Origin of the sequence: Bradyrhizobium sp. SSBR45G (assembly GCF_030159255.1) — a bacterium.
Classification (GTDB): Bacteria; Pseudomonadota; Alphaproteobacteria; order Rhizobiales; family Xanthobacteraceae; genus Bradyrhizobium.
The window spans coordinates 1-15,255 of the sequence record NZ_BSCT01000034.1 but is presented as its reverse complement, the minus strand read 5'-3'; the positions used below and the strand labels follow the sequence as shown (position 1 = coordinate 15,255).

At 66.6% G+C, this 15,255-nt stretch carries 12 protein-coding genes; 3 read left to right on the top strand and 9 right to left on the bottom strand.

What is annotated here, in order from left to right; translation table 11 throughout:
• Positions 1-96 precede the first annotated feature (96 nt).
• From QQL87_RS29235 to QQL87_RS29205, 7 genes are all read right to left on the bottom strand, one after another.
• Positions 97-828 carry an amino acid ABC transporter ATP-binding protein gene (locus tag QQL87_RS29235; protein WP_284422576.1) on the bottom strand — a complete coding sequence of 244 codons (732 nt, stop codon included), beginning with the start codon at positions 826-828 and terminating at the stop codon, positions 97-99.
• 9 nt (positions 829-837) lie between these two features.
• Positions 838-1,530 carry an amino acid ABC transporter permease gene (locus QQL87_RS29230; protein WP_284422575.1) on the bottom strand — a complete coding sequence of 231 codons (693 nt, stop codon included), beginning with the start codon at positions 1,528-1,530 and terminating at the stop codon, positions 838-840.
• Position 1,531: 1 nt separating this feature from the next.
• Complete coding sequence (locus QQL87_RS29225; RefSeq protein ID WP_284422574.1) at positions 1,532-2,263, bottom strand: amino acid ABC transporter permease; 732 nt, start codon at positions 2,261-2,263, stop codon at positions 1,532-1,534.
• 203 nt (positions 2,264-2,466) lie between these two features.
• A complete protein-coding gene (locus tag QQL87_RS29220) occupies positions 2,467-3,381 on the bottom strand; it encodes an amino acid ABC transporter substrate-binding protein (protein ID WP_284422573.1) in 915 nt (304 codons plus the stop codon).
• 553 nt (positions 3,382-3,934) lie between these two features.
• Positions 3,935-5,317: a M20 family metallopeptidase gene (locus QQL87_RS29215; RefSeq protein WP_284422572.1), complete on the bottom strand. Its 1,383-nt coding sequence runs from the start codon at positions 5,315-5,317 to the stop codon at positions 3,935-3,937.
• 858 nt (positions 5,318-6,175) lie between these two features.
• Complete coding sequence (locus tag QQL87_RS29210) at positions 6,176-7,840, bottom strand: thiamine pyrophosphate-binding protein (RefSeq protein ID WP_284422571.1); 1,665 nt, start codon at positions 7,838-7,840, stop codon at positions 6,176-6,178.
• A gap of 206 nt (positions 7,841-8,046) precedes the next feature.
• Complete coding sequence (locus QQL87_RS29205; protein ID WP_284422570.1) at positions 8,047-9,171, bottom strand: alkene reductase; 1,125 nt, start codon at positions 9,169-9,171, stop codon at positions 8,047-8,049.
• A 100-nt stretch (positions 9,172-9,271) separates the two neighbouring features.
• On the opposite strand from QQL87_RS29205, the gene QQL87_RS29200 reads away from it, so the two are divergent.
• The 3 genes from QQL87_RS29200 to QQL87_RS29190 all read left to right on the top strand — a co-directional run bounded on the left by QQL87_RS29200 (position 9,272) and on the right by QQL87_RS29190 (position 12,663).
• A complete protein-coding gene (locus QQL87_RS29200; RefSeq protein WP_284422569.1) occupies positions 9,272-9,661 on the top strand; it encodes a winged helix-turn-helix domain-containing protein in 390 nt (129 codons plus the stop codon).
• Between the two features lie 110 nt (positions 9,662-9,771).
• The gene (locus QQL87_RS29195; protein WP_284422568.1) at positions 9,772-10,626 is read left to right on the top strand and encodes an SDR family NAD(P)-dependent oxidoreductase; all 855 of its coding nucleotides are present in this window, start codon (positions 9,772-9,774) and stop codon (positions 10,624-10,626) included.
• 405 nt (positions 10,627-11,031) lie between these two features.
• The gene (locus QQL87_RS29190) at positions 11,032-12,663 is read left to right on the top strand and encodes a hypothetical protein (protein WP_284422566.1); all 1,632 of its coding nucleotides are present in this window, start codon (positions 11,032-11,034) and stop codon (positions 12,661-12,663) included.
• Here QQL87_RS29190 and QQL87_RS29185 read toward each other — a convergent pair.
• A complete protein-coding gene (locus QQL87_RS29185; RefSeq protein ID WP_284422643.1) occupies positions 12,648-13,862 on the bottom strand; it encodes a hypothetical protein in 1,215 nt (404 codons plus the stop codon). The genes QQL87_RS29190 and QQL87_RS29185 overlap by 16 nt on opposite strands.
• Complete coding sequence (locus tag QQL87_RS29180) at positions 13,862-14,866, bottom strand: GNAT family protein (protein ID WP_284422564.1); 1,005 nt, start codon at positions 14,864-14,866, stop codon at positions 13,862-13,864. Before QQL87_RS29180 ends, QQL87_RS29185 begins: the two co-directional genes overlap by 1 nt.
• Positions 14,867-15,255: the final 389 nt, after the last annotated feature.

Genomic DNA, 15,255 nt, shown 5'->3' with positions numbered 1-15,255 from the left:
CGGGACAAGCCCGGCCATGACGACGCGGAGAGACATGGGCTCGAACTCCATGCACTTGTGCGGCGACAGAACCACGGCCTGCAAACCACAACTCCCTCAATGCGACAAAATCTTCGACAGGAACTGCTGCGCGCGTTCGCTGCGGGGCTGGCCGAAGAAATCCTCCTTCTTGGCGTCCTCGACAATCTCGCCGCGGTCCATGAAGATGACGCGGTGGGCGACCTTGCGGGCGAAGCCCATTTCGTGGGTCACGACCATCATGGTCATGCCCTCGCGGGCGAGGTCGACCATGACGTCGAGCACCTCGCTGATCATCTCCGGGTCGAGCGCCGAGGTCGGCTCGTCGAACAGCATCGCGATCGGGTCCATGGCAAGGGCGCGGGCGATGGCGACACGCTGCTGCTGGCCACCGGAGAGCTGCGCCGGAAACTTCTGCGCCTGCTCCTTCAGGCCGACGCGCTCCAGGAGCTTCATGCCCTTGGCGGTCGCCTCCTCCTGGCCGCGGCCCAGAACCTTCTGCTGCGCGAGGCAGAGATTGTCGATGATCTTGAGGTGCGGAAACAGCTCGAAGTGCTGGAACACCATGCCGACGCGCGAGCGCAGCTTCGGCAGGTCGGTCTTGGGATCATTGACCTTGAGGCCGTCGATGGTGATCGCACCGTCCTGGAACGGCTCCAGCGCGTTGACGCATTTGATCAGGGTCGACTTGCCGGAGCCGGAGGGGCCGCAGACCACCACGACCTCGCCCTTGGCGACTGAGGTCGTGCAGTCCTTCAGCACCTGGAAGCTCGGGCTGTACCATTTGTTGACGTGGCTGATTTCGATCATGGGAGCCGACTATCTGATGATGGAGATGCGCGCCTGCAGGCGGCGGACGAAGTAGGACGCGACGCAGGAGATGGTGAAGTAGATCAGGGCTGCGAACAGGTACATCTCGACCAGGCGGCCGTCGCGCTGCGCGACCTTCGACGCCGCGCCGAGGAAGTCCGGGATCGAGAGCACGTAGACCAGCGAGGTGTCCTGGAACAGCACGATGGTCTGCGTCAGCAGCACCGGCAGCATGTTGCGGAACGCCTGCGGCAGCACGACGTAGCGCATGGTCTGCGCATAGGTCAGGCCGAGCGCCGAGGCCGCGGCCGGCTGCCCGCGCGAGATCGACTGGATGCCGGCGCGCATGATCTCGGAGAAATAGGCAGCCTCGAACAGGATGAAGGTGATCAGGGAGGACGCGAACGCGCCGACCTTGATCGGCCGCGACGAGCCGGTGATCCACTGCCCGATATAGGGGACCAGGAAATAGAACCAGAAGATCACCAGCACCAGCGGCAGCGAGCGCATGAAGTCGACATAGAGCCCGGCGATCCAGCCCATCACGCGATAGCCCGACAGCCGCATCAGCGCGATCATGGTGCCGAAAAACAACCCACCCGCCGCCGCCAGTGCAGTCAGCGTCACGGTGAAGGTCATGCCGTCGATGAACAGATAGCTCAGCGAGCGGCGGATGACGTCGAAATCGAAATTGGCCAGCATCTCATTTGCCCGTGATGTAGCCAGGAATCGCCACCGCGCGCTCCAGGAGGCGCATGCCGATCACGACGATGATGTTGATGACGAGATACATCAGGGTGGCGGCGCTGAACGCCTCGAACACCTGAAACGAGAATTCCTGCATCGCGCGCGCCGCACCGGTCAGCTCGATGAGACCGATGGTGATCGCAACCGCGCTGTTCTTGACCGTATTGAGAAACTCGGAGGTCAACGGCGGCAGGATGATCCGGAAGGCCATCGGCAGCAGCACGTAGCGGTAGGCCTGCAACGTGGTGAGGCCGAGCGCGGTCGCGGCCATCTTCTGGCCGCGCGGCAACGAGCCGATGCCGGCCGCCAGCTGCACGGCGACACGCGCCGACATGAACAGGCCGATGCCGACAGCGGCCGTATAGAACGGCGCATTCGGCATCTGCTTCAGCCACAGGCCGATCGTGCGCGGCAACAGCTCCGGCAGCACGAAAAACCACAGAAACAGCTGCACCAGCAGCGGCATGTTGCGGAAGAACTCGACATAGGCGAAGCCGATCCAGCCGGCCAGCTTCGACGGCAAGGTGCGCAGGATGCCGACGATCGTGCCGCAGATCAGCGCGATGACCCAGGCCGTCAGCGAGGTCACGATGGTGACCTTGAGCCCCGCCAGCAGCATGTCGAAATAGGTGCCGGCCCCGGTCGGGTTCGGCTCCAGGAAGATGTGCCAGTTCCAGGTGTAGTTCACGGGGGCATCCTAAGAGGGGATTAGCTCGGTAGCCGGATCACGCAACTTTCGCCGAGAGCTCCCTGCGCTCCCTCCCCCCTTGCGGGGGAGGGTCGGGGTGGGGGGTCCACACAGGCAGTCTTTCCTGAGACCCCCACCCCCGACCCCCCCCCCCCAGGGGGGGGGGGGGGGCGCCGGTTAGTTGCGAGATCTGCGGCCTCACATCACGGCTTGTACGAATCCGGATCGGGCGAGTCCGACGGCTTGGCGAATTCGGCCTTCAGCTCCGCCGACAGCGGGGTGTTGAGGTTGAGGCCCTTCGGCGGGATCTTCTGCATGAACCACTTGTCATACAGCTTGGCGCCCTCGCCGCTGGTGTAGATCTTGGCGGTGGCGGCATCGACGACCTTCTTGAACTGCGGATCGTCCTTGCGCAGCATGATGCCGTACGGCTCGGGCTTGGAGAACGCGTCGCTGGAGACGACGTAGGCGGCCGGATCCTTGGAGCCGGCGACCAGGCTCGCCAGCAGGATGTCGTCCATGACGAACGCCACGGCGCGGTCGGTCTCGACCATCAGGAAGGCTTCGGCGTGATCCTTGGCCGGGATGATGTTGATGCCGAGGCTGCGCGCGGCGTTGGCTTCGGTCAGCTGCTTGATGTTGGTGGTACCGGCGGTCGACACCACCGTCTTGCCCTTCAGATCGTCGATCTTGGTGATGTTGCTCGCCTTCTTCGAGACGTAGCGGCTCGCGGTCAGGAAGTGGGTGTTGGTGAAAGAGATCTGCTTCTGGCGATCGGCATTGTTGGTGGTCGAGCCGCACTCCAGATCGATGGTGCCGTTGGCGAGCAGCGGGATGCGGGTCGACGACGTCACCGGGTTGAGCTTGACCTCGAGCTTGTCGAGCTTGAGCTCCTTCTTCACGGCATCGACGATGCCCATGCAGATGTCGATGGCGAAGCCGATCGGCTTCTGGTTGTCGTCGAGATAGGAGAACGGAATCGAGGAGTCGCGCACGCCGAGCGTGATGGCGCCGGTCTCCTTGATGTTCTTCAGGGTCCCCGTCAGGTCCTCGGCCTGCACCGGGCCGGCGCACAGCGCGGCGGCGACGGCCAGACCCATTAGGCGAAGCTGCTTCATCATCGATCTCCTCAATCCGGCTGATCGCCGGATGCTTGCATGAATCAGAACGAACTCAAAATTGCTCCCGGCCTCGGACGATCTTTCGGCCGGTGAGCGCGGGCACCATAGACCGCCCTGCGGCGGGAAATTCTCGGACGCTTGCGACAAATTGCCTGTCCTGCATCCCGTTGGACAAGACATTCGGGCCGATACGGCGGCGCCGAACGTCGTGATGGTAAACTACGAGGCCTGCAACGGTCGGACGACCAGACGAAAGTTGCACGCCGATGGTTCCCGCGTGGCAGCTGAAGCGCACCGACCGGGGCCTCATGGTTCGAGACGCGCCGCGCGCCATAAGTTCGAATCCCATCTTCCTGATCGGCGCTTCGCTCCTCACCATGAGGGACACGACCGAGTCTTGCCAAGCCGCCGGTCCTCGCCCTGAGGAGCCCGCCGAAGGCGGGCGTCTCGAAGGGCGGCCGCAGGCGCGCTGAGCACGACCGCGGCGCCGCCTCTGGCAATGAGACATGAGCACCAATGACACGCGACGTGTGCTCATGCCCAAGCTTCCTCACAACGGCTTCTGCAGTTCACCCAGATCCCAGAACAACCCCGCCATCAGGCCGAGCGCCTCCTCCGTGACGTCCAGAAGAATATGCTCGTCCGGCGCGTGCTGCGAGCAGCCGGGATAGGAGTGTGGAACCCACATGGTCGGCATCTTCAGCACGTCGGCAAAGACGTCATTCGGCAGCGAGCCGCCGAAGTTCGGCAACACGGCGGGCGCCTTGCCGGTGCTCATCCTGATGGACTCGGCCGCCCATGTGATCCAGGGGCTGTCGATGTCGGCGCGCGAGGCCATGAAGCCCTGCGTCATGCTGACCTCGATCATTGGAAAGCCGTGCGCGGCGAGGTGGGTCTTCACATCCTCGACGATCGTATCGACCTTGGTGCCGACCACGAAGCGCAGTTGCAGCACGGCGCGGGCGCTGCCGGGAATCGCGTTCGCGGGCTTGTCGATATTGCCGGAGGAGATCGCCAGCACCTCGAGCGTGTTCCAGGCATAGAGTCGCTCCGCCGGGGTCAGCCCGTCCTCGCCCCAATTGTCCGACAGCGCCGGCTCGTCGGCGCTCGGCTCCACCTTCACGTCGGCGAGGATGGCGCGGACCGCATTGGTGAGACGCGGCGGCTTGAGCTGCTCCAGCTTGATGCGGCCGTGGCCGTCGACCAGCGTCGCGATGGCATTGGCGAGGATCGTCGCGGGATTGGCGAGCACGCCGCCCCAATTGCCGGAGTGATTGCCGCCCTCGCGCAGATTGACGTCGAGATGCAGCCGGATGCCGCCGCGGCAGCCGAGAAAGATGGTCGGGCGCGCGGTCGACAGGCGCGGGCCGTCCGAGCCGATGAAGACGTCGGCCTTCAGGGCCTCGCGATGCAGATCAGCCACCTTGGCGAGGTCGGGCGAGCCGATCTCCTCGCCCATCTCAATGATGAACTTGGCATTGAAGCCGAGCTTGCCGCCGCGCGCCTCGCGCACGGCGCGCAGTGCCGCCATGTTGATGCTGTGCTGGCCCTTGTTGTCGGCGGTGCCGCGGCCATAGAGGCGGTTGCCGTCCGGCGTCACCGCCCAGGGATCGCGGCCATCGCGCCACTCGCCGGTCATGCCGTCGACGGTGTCGCCATGGCCATAGCTCAGCACCGTCGGCGCGCTGTCGCTCTCATGATAGGTCGCGATCAGGAACGGCGATTTGCCGCTCGGCGAGGCCACGATCTCGGAGGAGAAGCCGAGCGCGGCGAACGACGGCGTCAGCTCCTTCGTCAGGTACGCGGCGAGCTCGTCCTTGCGCTCGGGATTGAGGCTCTCGGTGCGGTAGGCGACCCGGCGGCCGAGCTCGGCCAGAAAGTCACCACTCGTCAGGCTCTGACGGGCACGGGCGATTGCATCAATCCTGGTCATGGCGCTTTTCCAGTCACAACGAAGGCGGCGTCATATCGGGATCGGGTACAAAGCGGAAGGGGCTCGCTTTGAATTCAGTGCTGATATCAGGAAGGTCTCGGATTTCGGAACTTCGCAGGGATCGATGATATCTGTGTGTCGGGATGCGCGCTTCCGTTCTCGCGGCGCAAGGAGCGTCCGAGGTCTGCCGGTGCGGTGCCCTCGCAAAGACGGAGGGCGCGGGGAATGCCGGGCGCTGGCCGCAACCCATGGCCCGCCTGCAGAAAGAAAAGCAGGCGGCAGTCACCACAGGTTCAGCCGGACATCCGGCATTCCCCGCGCGACGGTTTTCACGTGTATAGCGCGCTCTCCCCGGTGTCCGGCTTGATAGCCACCGTCGCCGGCAGGATCATCATCACCCGCCGACTTGGCGCCAGCATCGGGGCGCCAGGACCACACGCCTTTACGTCCGCAACGTACCGTTCGTCGGCGCGGGTCTCCCCACGCTGCGGTCCATCAGCGGCCATCGCTCCCCGCCCCGCGTGTCGTGACGATCGCGCGCAACGCCCCTCCGTTCGAGGCGGGATTTCGGGAATAAAGCATATCTTCGGATATTCGTAAAGTGTTTTCTAGCAGCGCTGCTCAAGAGGTCGTCATTCCGGGGCAGCCAGGTGCGGGATGGCGCAGCCGTCCCGCACTTGGCTGAGCCCGGAATCCATAACCACAGGCCGCGGTTGGAGAGGCGGTGATCACGCCCAGCGCGCTTCCACACATCCGCCTGGGGATATGGATTCCGGGCTCACACAGGTCGCAGACAGCTTCGCTGTCCACGACCTGCGTGCCCCGGAATGACGGCGGTGGGGATGAGGCAGCGTCGGCTCAATTCACCGCGTTGCTCACCATCACCTCGATCAGCTTGGCGCCGGGGCGACGGAACGCTTCCGATAGAGTCGGCTTCAACTCGCTGGGATCGCTGACACGCAGCGCCTCGCAGCCAAGCGACTTGGCCAATCCTGCAAAATCCACGGACGGGTCGGCGAAATCCATGCCGATGTAGTTGTCGTCGCCGTGGAACGAGAGCAGCCGCTGCTTGATGATGCGGTAGCCGCCATTGTTGATGATGACGACCGAGAGCGGCAGCTTGTGATGGGCTGCGGTCCACAGCGCCTGGATCGAATACATCGCGCTGCCATCGCCAGAATAGCACACGACGGGCCGATCGGGATTGGCGAGGCTCACGCCGACCGAGGCCGGCAGGCCCCAGCCGATGCCGCCCGAGGCGAGGGCGTGATAGTTGTAGCGGTCGCGATAGGGCCACAGCGCGGTCATGTGGCGCGCGGATGTGAGGCCCTCGTCGACCAGGATGCCATGCTCGGGCATCGCCTCGGCCACCTGCAGCGCCAGATAGTCGGGGTCGATTGGCGTCCGCTCGCGCGCCGCTTCGATCTGCGTCGTCAACGTGCGGCGCCGCGCGCTCCAGTTCTTCGATGACAGCTCCGCGATGCGCTCCTGCACACGGGCCTGCAGGGCCGCGCCGCCGAGCTCGCGCAACAGCGGCGTGAGCTGAAGCAGCGTCTCGCGGACATCGGCCTTCAGCGCGATCTCGGCACCAAAATTCTTAGCCAATTCCCAGTCGACCAGGCCGATCTGCAGGAGCGGCAGGCCCTCGGGCAGCGGCTCGATCTCGCTATGCACGGACATGCGCAAGGGATCGGCGCCGAGCACGATGAGGAGATCATGCGGCGCCAGCAGGTCGCGCACCTGCTTCTGCGCGCGCGACAGCGCGCCGATGTAGCAGGGATGCTCGGAGAGAAAATGCGACCCATAGGGCGCGGATTGCTGATGCACCGGCGCGCCGAGCGCCGATGCAAAGTCGGCCGCCGCCTGCAGCGCATCGCTCTTGACGATCTCGTCGCCGGTGATGATGACCGGCCGTTGCGCTTTCAGAATGCGCTGGGCGAGCGCCTGCAGCGCGTCGGCGGACGGCCGCACGCGCGCATCGACGCGGGTGGAGCGGCCAAGGTCGATGCCGGCCTCGGCGTTGAGGATGTCGCCGGGCAGCGAGATGAAGACGGGCCCGGTCGGCGGCGTGGTCGCGACCTTGGCGGCGCGCCTGATGATGCGCGGCAAGTCCTCCAGCCGCGTCACCTCGACCGCCCATTTCACCAGCGGCTCGGCCATGCGCACCAGCGGGCCGTACAGCAGCGGCTCCATCAGGCCGTGGCCCTGCTCCTGCTGGCCGGCGGTGAGGATCATCGGCGTGCCCGTGAACTGCGCGTTGTAGAGCGCGCCCATCGCATTGCCCAAGCCCGGCGCGACATGAACGTTGCAAGCGACGAGGCGGCCGGAGGCGCGGCTGAAGCCGTCGGCGATCGCGACCACCAGGCTCTCCTGCATCGCCATGACATAGGTGAGATCGGGATGGTCCTTCAGCGCATGCATGATCGGCAACTCGGTGGTGCCGGGATTGCCGAACAGATGCGTGATGCCCTCGTCCTTGAGCAGCGCGAGGAAGGCCGAGCGACCGGTGGTGCGGTTCTTCATACGATTCCCTCCGAGCAACACAGCTTTGTTTGTTGTAGCAAGCCCTCACCGCGTCATGGCCGGGCTTGTCCCGGCCATCCACGTTGGTCGGCACGCGCGGATGGACGTGGATGCCCGGGACAAGCCCGGGCATGACGACGTAGAAGGAGACGAGCGAGAACCTTTGATCCTGACTCGTCGCAATGACAGCAGACCGAGCGCGGGCGCTACGCGTTCACCGTCGCGTCGTAGACTGGATAATCCGTGTAGCCCTTCTCCTCGCCGCCGTAGAAGGTCGGGCGATGATACGGCGTCAGCGGCCAGCCGTGCTGCAGGCGGGCGGGCAGGTCGGGATTGGAGATGAAGTAGCGGCCGAAGGCGATGGCATCGGCGTGGCCCGCCTGGATCGCCGCTTCCGCGGGCTCGCCGGTGAAGCCGCCGGCGCCGATCAGGACGCCCTTCCAGACTGGCCGGAACAGCGCGAGCGCCGAGGGCACGTTCTGCCAGTTGACGTCGGCGCGGCCGGCGCCGGAGGAACGCGGCTCGATCAGGTGCAGATAGGCAATGCCGAGCCGGTTCAGCGCCTCGATCGCGTAAGTGTAGAGCGGCATCGGATCGGCCTCGCCGGAGCCGTTGGCGATGCCATAGGGCGACAGCCGCACGCCGACCTTGTCGGCGCCGCAGGCATCGATCACCGCCTGCATGACGTCGAGCAGGAAGCGGCAGCGATTCTCGATTCCGCCGCCATAGCGATCGGTGCGCTGGTTGCTGCGGGTCTGCAGGAACTGCTCGATCAGATAGCCGTTCGCGCCGTGCACCTCGACGCCGTCGAAGCCGGCGGCGATCGCATTGCGGGCCGCCTGGCCATAGGCCGCGACGAGGCCGGGGATTTCGTCGGTCTCCAGCGCACGCGGCGTCTCGTAGGCGGCGGCCTTGCCGTCCGCGGTCATTGCCTTCAAATCATCGCCGATCGCAATCGCCGACGGCGCCACCGGCAGCGCGCCGCCGGGCTGGAACGAGGAATGCGAGACGCGGCCGACATGCCAAAGCTGCAGGAAGATCAGCCCGCCCTTGGCGTGAACGGCGTCGACGACGTGCTTCCAGCCGGCGACCTGCGCGTCGCTGTAGATGCCCGGCACGTTCGGGCTGCCGGTGCCGGTCGGCGCGACCGGCGTCGCCTCGGCGATGATCAGCCCGCCGGGCGTGGCGCGTTGCGCATAATAGTCGACGTTGAGCGGCCGCGGCGCCAGCGTCGCCTTGTCGGCGCGCATCCGCGTCAAGGGCGCCATCACGACGCGATGCTTGAGATGATATGGACCGATCGTCAGCGGTGAAAACAGCTTAGGCAGCATTTCGTCCCCAGATGTCATTGTGATTGTCGATTGGCATCATCTTGTTCGCAAAACATGATGGTGGCAATGTCCGCCCCACGTCAGTCCAAGCAGACCCTCCATGCCGAAAGCGAGCGCCCTGCCCTCCCTGAGCCTGCGCATCGATCTCGATGATGGCAGCCGGATCGGGCCGGGCAAGATCGCGCTGTTGGAGAACATCGACCGTTACGGCTCGATCTCGGCGGCGGGGCGCGCCATGGAGATGTCGTACAAGCGGGCCTGGGACCTCGTCGACGAGATCAACCGGGTGTGCCGGCAGCCCGCGGTGGCGCGGCAGACCGGCGGCCGCAACGGCGGCGGCGCCGCGCTGACGGCGTTCGGCGAGCTGTTGGTCGAGCGTTACCGCCGCATCGAGCGCGACGCGGCGAACGCGGTCAGGAAGGATCTGGCGGCGCTGCGCAGCGAGATCGAGAAGCCGAAGAAGGCGCGCGGCGCCAAGGCCGCGCCGTAGCCGGTTCCAGCCGGATCGCGAAGACCTGTCATGCCCTGGGCCGGATGATCTTGCGGCCGCGCCCAGACGTCATACACCAGCATCCCATCGTCCTGCCGGAGAACCCGCCCATGTCCCATCCTGCCCTGTCGCCCGACCACACCGCCGTCGTCACCGGAGGCGCCTCCGGCATCGGCCTCGCTGCCGCCATGCGCTTCGCCGCGCGCGGCCTGAACGTGTGCATCGCCGATGTCGACGAGGCCCGGCTGCGCGAGGCGGCCGCCAAGGTCACCGCCGTGGCGACGCGCGGCGAGGCCGCGGTCATGACCGTCACGGTCGATGTCAGCAGCCGCGACAGCGTGGTCGCGCTGGAAGCGGCGGTGCGCGCACGGTTCGGCGCGGTCGACGTGCTGATGAACAATGCCGGCATCCAGCCGGGCAGCAAGATGTTCGGACCGGAGGACAATTGGCAGCGCATTCTCGGCGTCAATCTGTGGGGCATCATCCATGGCGCGCAGGTGTTCGCGCCCAGCATGATCGCGCAAGGCAAGCCTGCGCTGATCATCAACACCGGCTCCAAGCAGGGCATCACCACGCCACCCGGCGATCCCGCCTACAACGTCTCCAAGGCCGGCGTGAAGGCGTTCACCGAGGCGCTGCAGCACGAGCTGCGCAACACGCCGGACTGCAAGGTCACGGCGCATCTGTTCATCCCCGGCTTCGTGTTCACGCCGCTGACCGCCAATGGCCGTGTCGAGAAGCCGGCGGCGGCATGGACGCCGGAGCAGACCGTCGACTTCATGCTGGAGCGCGTCGCCGCCGGTGACTTCTACGTGCTCTGTCCCGACAACGACGTGCCACGCGCACTCGACGAGCGGCGGATCCTGTGGGCGGCGGGTGACATCGTCGAGAACCGGCCGCCGCTGTCGCGCTGGCATGCTGATTACGCCGACGCCTTCGCCGCTTTCGTAAAGAAATCGCCATGATCCGGCCACGTCCGGCAACGGCATGACCTGACGACGAAGCCGCACGCCGAGTTCCCCGACGCGTCGGATCGTCGCAACGCGACCGATGCGTCGGTCGCCGTCGTCGCGAGGCGACGAATCGTGGCGATGAAATCTTTTGAAACTCATTCGTTTGCTGCGCGGCACGGCTCCGCAGGGTTCGCCGCGGCCTCGGCAGGGCACGGAACGTCAAGCGCCGCGATGTCGCAGCGCTGCCGTTAGCGCGGTCTCCGCGCCGCACGACAATCTGCCGCAGACGCCTTCCACGACCTTTGCGCGAAGCAGCCAAAAAGCAAGCAGCAGATGGGCGCATCACCGCACCCGATCAGCCGCGACGTCAGCGTCGGCCGGCGCGCTTTGGTGCGCAGCCAGGGGAGTCCATCGGACATGACGCGCCATCACCGTCACCATCACAGTCACCACCACGATCACCATCACCACAACGACCATCACCAGCATCATCATCACAACCATCATTGCCAGCCGGCGCCGACGCCACCTCCGGCTCCCACACCTCCTCCGACGCCGACACCGCCGCCAACACCGACGCCACCCGCGCTCGGCTTTGCCGATCTCGGCGTGGTGTTCAACGACGCGACGCGCTTTCTCGAAGGCGGGCTGTGGCGCAACGTGGTGGAGGAAGGCGGGCAAGGGCTCGGCAGCGTCTTCAACTACACCGGCGATCTCACGGTGATCCAGGACGGGCTGAAGGCGATGGTCGCGGCCGGCCAGTTCACCGGGCAGACGCTCGCCAACGTCAACACCATTCTCGCCGACATCGCGACCGCGCAGGATGCCGCGCTGGCCTCGGTGACCGGCGGCGGCGCGTTCGGCAGCATCGCCGCTGCGGAGGCCGCGCTGCGCAACGCGCATCTCGACATCCTCAAGGTCGTCAACACCGATGCCAACCTCGCCGGCCAGGCCACCAATGCCGACGGCGTCACCGGCTTCCTCGAGGTGCCGGCGCTGCTGCCCGACGGTGTGACGGCGGCGACCGCGGCCAAGGGCACGCTGGCCGAGCTCGGCCTGATCTTCAACGATGCCGCCAACCGGCTGCTCGGCGGAGTCAACGACAGCAATGTCAATGTCATCCAGGACGATGTCGACGCGCTGATCGCGGGCCTCAACGCGCTGGTCGCGGCCAATCCGCTGCAGTTCGGCGGCCTCACCGGCGTGCACGCGCTCGCCATCATCGACCAGCTCGCGCTCGTCAACACCCACATCAACGGCGCGGCCGGCAATGTCGACATCGGCCGAGCGCTGAACGACGACTTCCTCGACATCATCGACATCGTCGCCGGCGACACCAACCTCGCCAACATGGCGCAGCAGAACGGCCTCAACGGCTGGACCGGCTTCGGCGATTTCCTCAATCCGACGCCGGCCTATCAGGACAACCAGGCGCAGACCGAGTTCTGGGGCATGTTCATCGCCAAGTCGAACGCGCTGGGCCAGGCCGCGATATCAGCCGTCAATGCCGGCGACGCGGCGGCGATGGCGCAGGTCACCGCCGACCTGATGACCTTCAAGAAGGACGTCACCGATTTCGACGCGGCGCAGGGCGGCATCTTCCAGGCCCGCTTCGACAACGAGCTGCTCGGCGACCAGAGCACGCTCGGCGCCGAGATCGCCAAGATCCTCGAGGGCTTCCAGACCGGCAACAAGGCGCTGGTCGCCGCGGCCGCCGACCAGATGCACCAGAACGCCGCCGATGTCGGCGGCAACAACATCCCGGTGAACGGCGGCGCCTATGACGTCAACGGCACCACGGTCGCCCAGGTGCTGGCGACCACGGGCGGTGCCGCCGCCGCTGATGCCAGCAGTGGCGATGCGGGCAGCGCCGCGACCGCCGCCGTGCTCGCGGACATCCTGGCCGCGCCGGCCTCGAACGTGATCATGCTGCCGAATGCTGCACCGGCTTCACAACACGCCAGCGCTGCCGCGGTCGACGGGCCGGCGATGGAAGGGCCGATGATGGACCTGTCGCACCATCATCAGCATCATCACATGTGGGCGTGATCCGCTGACGTCTCAGGCGCCTGCACCAGCAGGCGCCTCACCAGCGCGAGCGCGGTTTCCGTGGCCGGATCGGCCGCGATCACGGAGACCGCCAGCACGATGAGATCGACCGGCTGGTGCGACAGCACGATCACATGCGTCGCATGCCGCGCCGCCATCAGCGCCACCATGCGCTCGACGGCGGGATCGGTCGCCGCCCATTCCCAGGGCGCGTCGGCCCGGCGCAACACGCGCCGTGAGGCGAGAAACGCCCGCAGCAGCGGCGGATCATACGCCGTGAGCTCGGCCTCGCGGCAGCGGCGCGCGGTCTCGAAGATCGGCTGACGCGCCAGCTCGGCGATCAGCTCGTCGCGCGTCGCGGCGGTCGCGGCGCCGATCGACTCCAGCACGCCCGGCTCGCGCGCCTCCAGCACCGCCCGCAAGGCATCGCCCAACAGGCCGATCGTCAGCACGCCGGCCACTGCGACCGCACAGAAGCGCATCAATTGCGCCGCATCGACGTCCGACGACAGCGCGGCCGCGGCGGCGCCGAGCAGGGCTGCGCCGGCGATCCGCAGCAGAGTGAGCAGCGCGCCCTGCCGCTGCGCCTCCGCGCTCGCGCCCGCAATCAGCATCGCGGTCACCGCGAGCAGCGCGCCGAGCGCCCCGAGCCGCACCGGCATGTCCGGCGCCAGCACGCGGAAATCGGTAATGATGAAGGGAATGACCATGACGGCGCCGAACGCGACGCGATCGATGGCGCGGTTCTCCCAGGCGAGCAGGCTGGCGCGGTCGCGGCGGAGCAAGAGCCACGCGCAAACCGCAAAGCCTACGAGCTGAAACGCCGACAGCACGACCGTATGATGGTTTTCGAGCTCGACCGGACCGAGCACTCCGGCCAGCGCGAGCACGATGCCGCCGATCAGCGCGGCGGCCTTCAGCCGGCGATGTGCGTGACGGCGCAACAGGCCCTCGGTCACGATCAGCGCGCCGAGCGGGACCAGCGCCGCCGGGATCAGCGAGATGCGGTCGAGCGTGGCGTTATCCGTCCACCAGGCGATGCCGCGCAGCAGGAACAGCAAGGCGACCAGCGCGAGCAGAGCGACGAGCCGCGCCGTCAGCGGACCGTGGGAGTCGCGACGGTGCAGCATCGCCGCGGCGACGGCGAGGCCGATCGCGCCGCAGAGATTGACGACGGAATCGGCGACGATGCCGGGCATCATGGCGCGCTCTCGCCGGACGGCAGCCGCGGACGCAAGGTGCCGAACGCCCTGCTGTCGTCGAACCAGTGCACCAGCGGCAGGATCATCCGCTGCAGCGCCAGCACCGCCGAGGTCGCCAGCAGCGCCGGCAGCGATCCTGAAGGAATCTCGCGCAGCAGATAGCGGCGGGCGGCGGCGAGGTCGATACGGCCGAGCTGCAAGAGGTCGTCGCCCCTGACGTAGTCGAGCTCGCGCGCGCAGAAGCCGTTGTAGACGTCGTCGCGATGCTTGGGCGCCTCGTCATACGTCTTCTTCAACGCATCCGAGCCGCCGGTATAGGCATTGGTGATGACGAAGCGCGCCTCGTCGAAGCCGGCCTCGTCGCCGACGCCGAACACCGCGCGATGCGCCCGCATGATGCCGCGCGCGAGCTGCAGATGATCGAAGCTCGCGCGCGCCTCGGGCTGCGGCGACGGATAGACGTCGGAGAAGGTCTCGCAGACCATGCCGGCCACCGCCGGCACCTGCGTGACGTTGGAGATCCATTTCGGCCGCAGGCCGTCGCGGATGAACAGCAGCAAAGTGGTGAGACCATAGAGCACGCCGGACAGGCCCTTGCCGCGCGCCTCGGGATCGACCATCACCAGCCCGAGATGGATCACCTGCTGCGCCTCGCCATCGCGCGCCACCTGCATCACCGCCAGCGCATTGAAGGCGATCGGCCGGCCGCTGGCGGCATCCGACACCAGCGTGATGATGGCGCGGGCAAGCGCCTCGCGCCGGCCAGAGAAGATGCCGTAGGTGAGATCGCCCGCCGGCAGCGTCTTGCCGGCAATGCTGCGGAGATCGGCGACCAGCGCGACCAGCGCCGCGTCGTCCAGGATCGTGCCCGGGCTCTCGACGATGCGCGTGCGGAAATCCGCATGGGTGCGCAGCGACAGGTCCATCGCTTCCTGGCCGAGCGCGGTCAGCCAGAAGCCGAGATTGTCCCTGAGACGCCTGGCCGCTGCGACGATGTTCATTCCGTAGATCCACTCGCCATAGTCAGCGACCGTGCCTTGCTCCGCAAGGCCTAACCTGACGCCGTTAATGCGTGACCACGACGATGGATGGAGCCTCAGTCACGGTAAACGCAGCTTGAACGATGACAAGCGGCGGACGCAATCGCATCCACCGCCTGTTCGTACCGGGCCTGATGGTTCGAGACGCGCCGCAAGCGGCGCTCCTCACCATGAGGGTCAAGCTCCGAGCCTGGCACTGCACAGCGCTGCAAGTGGCGTTGCACAGAAACCGAGAATAGCGGGTTCATCGAGAGAGAGCGCGCTCGATCCACGACCTGCCTGCGACGGAGCAAACTTCGCCCCTCACCCTGAGGAGCCCGCCGAAGGCGGGCGTCTCGAAGGGCGAGGCC